Below are 8,952 nucleotides of genomic sequence, written 5' to 3' on the forward strand. Positions count from 1 at the left end.
ATCACCATCATAGCAGGGAGAGAGTCCTTTTTGCATGACATTTGCTTTTTTCTACCGCGCTTCGCTTGGTGGCCCCGACGAGCGTCGCGAACAAAAGTTCGCAACCCTCGTCGGGGAATCATTCCTGAATGTCACCCACAAATATTTTACTCACACTAGGAAAACGGTTTTTGCTAGAAAAAGAGCGGAGAAAATCGTTACAATAAACAGTAGGAAAAAACCGAAGCGAAGGTGGACGGAGATGGATGCCACATGGCTCAAACCCATTGTCGAAACCAAATATTTATCGACCGAAAACGCGCACCGCTACCGTGCGATTTTGCGCTATTTCTATATTCAGCACGAGCGGATGCGCCAATATTTGTTTCCAGAAGAAGTGTACGCTTTTTTAAAGCAGCACGAGGAGTTTGCCGATTACACAGAAGATGACTTGCAGCAAGACCTCGACCAGCTCGTGAAATGGAACAACTTGATCGCCCGTCAAGAGACGTCCCACGTGCGGACGATTGAAGAGTTTAAGAAAAAGCGATTCCGCTACCAATGCAGTCCGTACACGGTGGAGATCGAGCGGATGATCCGCACGCTTGAGCAGCTTGGGGATTCGTTCGGAGGATCGCTTGAGAAAACGCGGTTTGACCGCTTGTATGCTTCCCTTTCCCGCATCGAGGCGATCATCGCCTCCGGGTTTCAGGAACAGAGAGATGAAATGTACCAAGTATGGGAAGAGACGTTCGATTATTTCAAGAAAATCATCCAAAATTCCGCAGACTATATGGCCTATTTACATAGCGAAAACGTGGAAGAGCGGATGACGTCCGAGTCGTTTCTCGTCTATAAAGAGCAGTTTACGGCGTACTTGCGCGATTTTATCGTCGCCTTGCAAAAAACGTCGATGCGGATTGAACAATTGCTTGAAGATCTGCCGGAAGAAGGGGTTCGGCAGTTCATCGGGCATGTCGTCGACTATGAGCGGTCGATCCCGCGCTTTGCCGATGCACCGCCGCCGCGCGCTGTGCAGATTGAAGAAAAATGGGAGACGTGGCGCAGCTTGTGTGAATGGTTTTTAGGCCGCAACGGGCGCGAGAGCGAGCTTTCGTTTTTGCAATACCAGACAAATGAGGCGATTCGCCGTCTGACGCGCGTCGTGCAGCGGCTTGGCGAGCGGCATCATCATTTTCGCAGCCGCAAAGGCGACTACTTGCATTTGGCGCGCTGGTTTTCCCGCCTTGAATCGATTGAAGAGGCGCACTGCCTGTCAGCGGTCGTATTCGGCTGCTTCCATACGAAACATCTCGTCGCTGATGCGGAGGCGACCGACAACATATACCGCGACGTATGGGACGAGCCGCCAGCCGAGTGGGTGACGAAGCCGCGCGTCCGCCATTACGGGGAAAAGAAAAAGCCGCAGGCGATTGAAGACAAAGAACGGGAGAAAGAAGAAGCGCGCCTTCGCTATTTGGAAGAAAAAGAGCGCGAGGAAGCGGCGCTCAGACAGCTTGTGACCGATGGAAAAATCGTGCTGGCTGACCTTCCCGAGGTGACTCCATATGTACGAAAAACGCTGCTCGGTTGGATCGCCAAGGCGATGGGGCGCGAGGGGCAAGCAATGAAGACGGAAAACGGGTGGGTGGTCAAAGTGGTGAACAAAGAGGGGACGATTTGCCTTCGTGCAGAAGATGGGGAACTCGTGATGCCGAACTACGAAATTCATGTGCTTTCGGGAGGTGAGTGAGGATGGAAACGGCGTTTGACGACAAGGCGAAAGAAGCGCTCGCCGCGCTGTTTGAGCAGTTTTGGATCATTCGCGACCAAGAGCCGGATTTGTACCAGCTCGTCCGCGAGCGTGAACATGTGTTGAAACGGTATGTGGAGGAGAAGTTTGGGTATCGACTCATCGTCCACCGCTATTTCGCCAAGCTCGAGAAAATTCCCGCCGATCCCGAGCCGTGGATGGGCATCGAGTCGTTTCAAGAGCCGCTCGATTATGCGCTGTTTTGCTGCTTGATGGCGTATTTGGAAGGCAAGGCGGTGGAGGACAAGTTTTTGCTTTCTGACGTATGCGAAGAAATTCGCGCCATGTACCCGGGGGATCTACCAGTCGATTGGACGAACTACGCGCATCGGCGCGCGCTCATCCGCGTGTTGAAAACGGCGGAACAAATCGGTCTTGTCCGCCGGATGGATGGGGAGATTGAAGCGTTCGCCCAGCATGTGGAGGAAGAAGCGCTGTACGAAGTGCCGGTGCTCGCCCGCTATTTTATGCGTACGCATCCGAAAGATTTGTTGCAATATGAATCGATCGACGAATTGCTCGCCGAGGAGTGGAAAGCCTCGCCGCAAGATTATCGGCGCCATCGCCTGTATCGAAAGCTGTTTTTATCCCCGGCGGTGCATCGGACAGAAGGGGACGAGCAAGATTTTTACTACTTGCGCAACTTCCGCCATCGGCTGCGCGATGACATCGAAGCGCATACGCCGTTTCGGTACGAGTTGTACAAAAACGCCGCCATGTTGATGTTGCCTGAGCGGCAGGCGCCGTACACCGTATTTCCTGATCAGAAAGGAACGTCGGAGATCATCCTTCATTTTGCCGCCTTGGTGCGCGAGCGGCTTGGGGAATATCCACCGGATGAATACGGCCGCATCCGGTTGACGTCTGAACAATTTTCCGCCTGGCTTGCCGATTGCCGCCGCCGTTACGGGGCGGGGTGGGGGAAAACGTACCGCGACATGTCGGCTGCCGAGCTTGTCCGCGAAGTGCTTGCGGCGCTCAACGAATGGCGCATGGCCGATGTGGAGCACGACACCGGAATGATCGTCCTTTACCCCCTCCTCGGGCGGGTGTCGGGACGGTATCCAGATGATTTTGACGCGAAAGAGGGAGGAGAACATGGCGAATCCATGGGTGCTTCATCGTGCGGGGCTGATTAATTTTTGGTATTACGACGAGCAGTATTTTCATTTCGCTGACGGCAAGCTGCTGTTGCGGGGAAGCAACGGGGCGGGCAAGTCGGTGACGATGCAAAGCTTGATCCCGGTGCTTTTAGACGGCAAGAAGACGCCCGATCGCCTCGATCCGTTCGGCTCACGGGCGCGGCGCATGGAAGACTACTTGCTTGGGGAAAAAGACGTCGTCAATCGCGATGAGCGGACGGGGTATTTGTTTTTGGAATACAAACGAAAAGCATCCGACCAATACGTCACAACGGGCATCGGCCTGCGGGCAAAGCGGCAAAAAAGCCTCGACTTTTGGGGGTTTGTCATGTTCGACAACCGCCGCATCGGCTATGACTTTCAGTTGTATAAACAAGAAAAAACAGGTGAAAAAATCCCGCTGACGAAACGCGAGCTCGCCGCATTGCTCGGTGCGGGCGGGACGGTCGTCGAGACGCAAAAAGAGTATATGGAGCTCGTCAATAAGCATGTGTTTCGCTTTGAATCGCTCGAGGCGTTTCAAGAATTGATCGAACTGCTCATTCAACTGCGCAGCCCGAAGCTGTCGAAAGACTTTAAGCCGACGGTGATTTATGAGATTTTGGAAAGCTCGCTGCCTCCGTTGACCGATGACGAGCTCCGCCATTTATCCGAAACGATTGAAAACATGGACCAAGCCAAGCAGCAGCTTGAGCAGCTCGAACGCGACGAACGGGCGTTGAAGCGCCTTTGCGATCAATACCGCCTGTACAACGAATATATGATCGCCGAAAAGGCGGCAGAATACGTAAAAGCGGTCAAGCAGGCCGAACAGCTCGCCGCCGAGCAACAACGCCTTCACGATGAAGAAGAAAAGACGCGAAAGGCGCTTGATGAGCTTGAGGAGTCCATCACCCGCCTCGGCCGCGAAGAAGACGTGCTGCGAGCGCGCGAAATCGACTTGGCTGGCCATGAAGTGTTCCAGCAGGCGGAAAAGTATGAACAGCTGAAAGCCGAACGGCAGCGCCTAGAGGAACGGCGGGAGCGGCACGAGCAGACGATTGCGGAAAAAGAACGACAGGAACGTCAGCACCGCCGCCGCCTCGATGAAGCGGAAGCGCGGCTGGATGACCTTGAGCGGAAGCTTGAAGACGAGCTGGAGCAGCTGCGTATGGATGCCGACGAAGGATCCTTTTCCTTGCATGAAACGAACGAAGACGATTTTCACCGCCATCGCCAAAAGCAACAAGAGTTTTCGTTTGCCGCGTGGAAACAGGAAGCCGACCGCCATATCGAGCAGCTCGAGGAGTTGGCGCGTCTTTGGCGCAGGCATGACGAGGTGAAACGACGCTATGAAGAAGCGAGCAGCGAAGCGGGCGAAAGGCGGCGGGAAATGGACGAATGGCGCCACCAGCAATGGAAATGGGAAGAGCTGTTCGAAGAGGAGAAAGAGCGGTTTGAACAAGCCGTGCTTGCCTGGGTCGAGCAGGGAGGAATCGACGTTTCCGAAACGGACATTCAGGCGTTTTTGCAACAAATGGGCGCCCTCTATGAACAGTATTCGCTCGATGATTTGAAGCGCCCATTCGTACAAGCGTATTACGATGCCGTCGGCAAGAAAAAGGATGAGAAATGGCGGCTCGAGCATGACATCCGTATGTTGGAAGAAAAACGGGCAGAGCGCGAGGCCGAACTGCGTCAATGGCGGGAACAACGCGACCCCGAGCCTGAACGGGATGAACAAACCACTGCCGCCCGGTTGGCGCTGGAGGAGAAAGGCATTCCGTTTGTCCCGCTTTATGCCGCGGTCGAATTTGTCGACGATGTGCCTGACGATGTGCGCGAGCGAATCGAATCGGCGCTTTCACACGCGGGGCTGCTTGACGCCCTCATTACTGCTCGCGAGATCGACGTCGCCTGCGACCGTGTGCTCATTCCGAAACCGGTCCATATGGCGCACACGCTTGCTGATTATTTGCGCCCAGATGCCAATGCCCCTGTGTCAATGGAGCGGATTGACGAAGTGCTCCGAAGCATCGTCATCACCGATGCCGACCAAGAAGGCGGCATGACGATCGATGAAACGGGGCGCTATTCGCTCGGCCTTGTCCGCGGCCATGCGCCGCGGAGATCGAAGGCGATGTTCATTGGCCGTGCGGCGCGCGAACGGTGGCGGCTTGAGAACATCGCAGCGCTGGAAGCCGAGATCGCCGCTGTGGGGCAAGAGATCGACCGTCTGCGCGGGGCGCATCAGGCGGTGGAAGCGGCCATCCAAGCGCTCGCCGACTGGTTGGCGTCCTTCCCATCGGACCGCGATGTGCGCACCGCGTTTGACGAAGCGCAAGAAGCGCGCCGCCAAGCCGAAAGCAAAGAACGGGAATGGAAGCGGCAAGAAGAAAAAGCCGCTCTCTTGGCGCGCGAATGGAAACAAATCAAACAACAGCTCCACGACGAGTCGGCCGAGCTCGATTTGGCCTTTACTTTAGACGGTTGTGAACAAGCCCAGCTCGCCATGAAATCGTACGTCCGCCATGTGCACGAACTCGAAGTGCTTTACCGCGAAACGTGCCATACCGAGGCGATGATCGCCCAACAGCGCGAGCGGTTCGCGGCGCTGGAAACGGAGATCGACGAAGCGAAAGGCGAACGAAATCGGCTTCGGGATGAAACCGAGCGGCTCGCCTTGCGAATCGCGGAGATGGAACGGACGCTCGCGCAAATGGGGGCGGATGACATTCGCGCCGAAATCGCCCGCATTCAAGAACGATTGGCGTTTTTGCGCCAAGAAATTCCGCGCCTTGTCAACGAACGGGCGCGGACGGAACAGCGGCTCATGCGCTTAGTCGAAGAGCGGGAAAAAGGGGCGCAGCGGGAAGCGTTCGCCCGCGAGCTCGCCGCGATGTGGGAAAAGTCGTTTGCCCGTGAAGCGGCGCTTGGGCTTGTGGATCTTGATCGTTCCCGATCCCTCCTGGAGCAGGCGAAAGAAGCGAAACAACGGTACGAAGCAGTGTTAAAAGAGACGCGTTCCTCGCTTCTGGCGCGGCTGAACACCGTCTTTTTCCAAGAGTCGTCCAACTTGACCGAATACCGGGCGTCCTTCGAGCCGCTGGAAGAACAAACGAAGCCCGAATGGACCGCCGCTGCCCCAGACGATGAGATGGCCATGAAAGCCGCGGACTGGCGGGAGAAACAAGAACGGCACGTCATTTACCTCGACTACAAAGGCGAGCGCGCCACGCCGTTTGCGGTGCTGGCGGAAGTGGAGCGCGACATCGTCTTGCAGCACGAGTATATGAAAGAACAAGACCGCGAGCTGTATGAGGACGTCATCTTAAAATCAGTCGGCCGCATTTTGCGCAGCCGCATCCAGCGCGCCGAACGGTGGGTGAATGAGATGAACAAGCTGATGGGCGGCCTCGACACATCATCAGGGCTTGTGCTGTCCATTCAATGGAAGCCAAAAACGGCGGAGACGGAAGCGGAGCTCGATACGAAAGAATTGGTGCGCCTGTTGCGGCTTGATCCGCGGCTGCTTAGAGAGGAAGATTTACAGCGAGTGACGAACCATTTCCGCTCGAAAATCGCCCGCGCCCGCGAATTGCTTGAAGAGCGCGGCCAAGGCAGCACGCTCCATCAAATCATTAAAGAAGTGCTCGACTATCGGAAATGGTTTTCCTTCACTTTGTACTATGAAAAAACAAACGAGCCGAAACGCGAGCTGACGAACCACCGCTTTTACCAATTCAGCGGTGGGGAAAAGGCGATGGCGATGTACATTCCCCTTTTCGCCGCGGCGTATTCGCGCTACCAAGAAGCGGGCGATGATGCCCCGTACATCATTTCGCTCGACGAGGCGTTCGCCGGCGTCGATGAAAACAACATCCGCAACCTGTTCGGACTTGTCGAACAGCTCGGCTTTAACTACATCATGAACTCGCAGGCGCTTTGGGGCGACTACGACACCGTGCCCGCGTTGTCCATTTGCGAACTCGTCCGCCCGCGCAATGCGTCGTTTGTGACCGTCATTCATTACCGTTGGAACGGGCGCGTCAAACAGCTCATGGTCGATGACAAAGAATGGGAGATGATCGAAACGTGAGCACGGCCAAGGAGGCGGCTGCCTTTTTCCGATCCGAACCGGGCTTCAAGCGGCTGTTTGCCGAAATGAAACGCAAGTACGAGTCGCTCGGCCGCGTCGGCGGCGCGGTGTCTTTAGAGGTGTTCACCGATGAAGAGCGGGAGGCGGTGGCCGCCTTTTTCGGCAAAGACGTCTCCCGCGTCTCCCTTATCGCGTTTGAAAAACAGCTCGGACAGACGAGGTTTGCGGGCGTTGGGCTTGTCGAGCTGCTTGAACAGTACTTCGGCGCCCCGCTTGTCTCAAACAAAGAACGGCGCCAGGCGGAGGAAGAGGAACGGGATCGTTTTTTTGCGCGTCTGACCGAGGAGCATCATTGGGTTGAGTCGGTCCGCCCTCAGCGCTTCGTCCAAACGGCGTACGAAACCGACCGCCGCAGCCTGGAGGAGGCCATCCGCCTTGTCAGCGCGGCTTTGGGCCGCCTCCCGCTCCCGTCATACATGCGCCTCCCGCTCTTTGCCCAGCAAGTGGCGGGCGACCCGCATGCGTTCGATTTGTCCACGCTACCGGGGAGATTGTTGCTTTCGGCGTTGCAAGCGACCGTGCCCGGGGATTGGGACATGGCATCTGTAGAGAGCGTCAACGAGTTGCTCCAGTCCGTCGGCTTGCTCCGTGAGGATATCCTGAACTTTGTCACATGCGCCAACATTCTTGCTGAAACCAAGGACGGACCGCATCCTGTTTTCTCCGCTGCCTGGGAGGCGAACACAGCGCTGAACATGCCGCTTAGAGATGTGCTGTCGCTTGTCCGCGCCCGCCCTGCCCATGGGGGGACGGTGTACATTGTCGAAAACGCGGGCGTCTTTTCGACGCTGCTTGACACCCGCGCCCCGCTTGTCAGCACGAACGGGCAAATGAACGTGGCGACGATGAAGCTGCTCGATCTTCTCGCCTCTTCAGGCGCCAAGCTGTATTACTCCGGCGACTTCGACCCAGAAGGATTGGCCATGGCAGAGCGGCTGCAGGAGCGGTATGGACAGGCCGTCACCCTTTGGCGCTTTTCCGTCGAGGATTATAGGGCCGCCAACCCTGTCGTCGACCTCACCCCCGAGCGCCTCGCCAAGCTCGCATCCGTAACGTCGACGCCGCTGCAGCCGCTGAAAGAGGAGATGGCGGAAACGAAAAAAGCGGGGTATCAAGAGGCAATTATCGGGAGGCTGACAGAGGATATCAACGGGTAGTCCATCCACGAGCCAGAGAAGGAGCCCGGAGCGATCGGGTCTCCTTCTCCAAAAGGAATTTTTGCGCATGCTCGTCCGTCTCGAATTGGATGAAGCGAAACAGCGGCTGTTGTTCGGTTTTTTCGAGACGTATTTGCGGCGATCTGAAGAGGAGGAAGCAAAACGGCGACACGAGGGGAGCCAAATGGAAACGAAGGAAGCAAAGCGTGTGATGGAGCTCATCGTCTCATACGAACAGCGGGGGATGGAAAAGGGAATCCAACAAGGAATCGAACAGGGGTTAAAGCAAGGGATGAAGCAAGGACGCCAAGAAGGGATCGAGGAAGGGAAGCTCGACGTGGTGAAGAGAATGCTGGCGAAAGGATACGATGTCGACACGATCCACGAACCGACCGGACTGCCGATGGAGAAGATTGAAAGGATGAAGGGGTGAGATGGTCCTTCGCCGTCAAGCCCCACATTGTCGTCGACCTCCAATCGTGCCAAAACCCCGGGGGATCGACGACAATGGTTTTATGCGTTTGTCATAGTTCCCCTGAGATTATCGCTGTGGTATAATCTATATACATGCAACATGAAGAGTTAACTGTAGATGAGCATTTTTCATTACAATAATTTCCATGGTTAGAGAGACAAACAGGGTACCCCTTACGCGATACGGAGCTGTTTTTTGATCACATCAATGGGAATATCTTGCTTTGCAGCGTCATAAAGGAAGGCAGG

At 55.8% G+C, this 8,952-nt stretch carries 4 protein-coding genes and 1 pseudogene; all 5 read left to right on the top strand.

Going from position 1 to position 8,952, the window contains the following annotated elements; translation table 11 throughout:
- The first annotated feature begins 241 nt into the window (after positions 1-241).
- Positions 242-1,732 (top strand): TIGR02677 family protein, encoded by a 1,491-nt coding sequence (locus IKE44_RS03785; protein WP_287465044.1) that lies wholly within the window; start codon positions 242-244, stop codon positions 1,730-1,732.
- Between the two features lie 2 nt (positions 1,733-1,734).
- Complete coding sequence (locus IKE44_RS03790) at positions 1,735-2,931, top strand: TIGR02678 family protein (protein WP_049624943.1); 1,197 nt, start codon at positions 1,735-1,737, stop codon at positions 2,929-2,931.
- Complete coding sequence (locus IKE44_RS03795) at positions 2,891-7,012, top strand: TIGR02680 family protein (RefSeq protein ID WP_287465046.1); 4,122 nt, start codon at positions 2,891-2,893, stop codon at positions 7,010-7,012. Before IKE44_RS03790 ends, IKE44_RS03795 begins: the two co-directional genes overlap by 41 nt.
- Entirely contained in the window at positions 7,009-8,229 is a 1,221-nt protein-coding gene (locus tag IKE44_RS03800; RefSeq protein ID WP_033016650.1) for a TIGR02679 family protein, read from the top strand. The genes IKE44_RS03795 and IKE44_RS03800 overlap by 4 nt, the downstream gene beginning before the upstream one ends.
- Before the next feature lie 49 nt (positions 8,230-8,278).
- Positions 8,279-8,662 (top strand): annotated as a pseudogene (locus IKE44_RS03805) (RpnC/YadD family protein); the annotation flags it as partial.
- Positions 8,663-8,952: the final 290 nt, after the last annotated feature.

Source organism: Geobacillus sp., from assembly GCF_017515625.1.
Taxonomy (GTDB): Bacteria; Bacillota; Bacilli; order Bacillales; family Anoxybacillaceae; genus Geobacillus; species Geobacillus stearothermophilus.

What these genes read in the sequence shown, in the direction of transcription:
- IKE44_RS03795 (WP_287465046.1), top strand. Translation starts at nt 2,891, where the DNA reads ATGGCGAATCCATGGGTGCTTCATCGTGCGGGGCTGATTAATTTTTGG.
- IKE44_RS03785 (WP_287465044.1), top strand. Translation starts at nt 242, where the DNA reads ATGGATGCCACATGGCTCAAACCCATTGTCGAAACCAAATATTTATCG.
- IKE44_RS03790 (WP_049624943.1), top strand. Translation starts at nt 1,735, where the DNA reads ATGGAAACGGCGTTTGACGACAAGGCGAAAGAAGCGCTCGCCGCGCTG.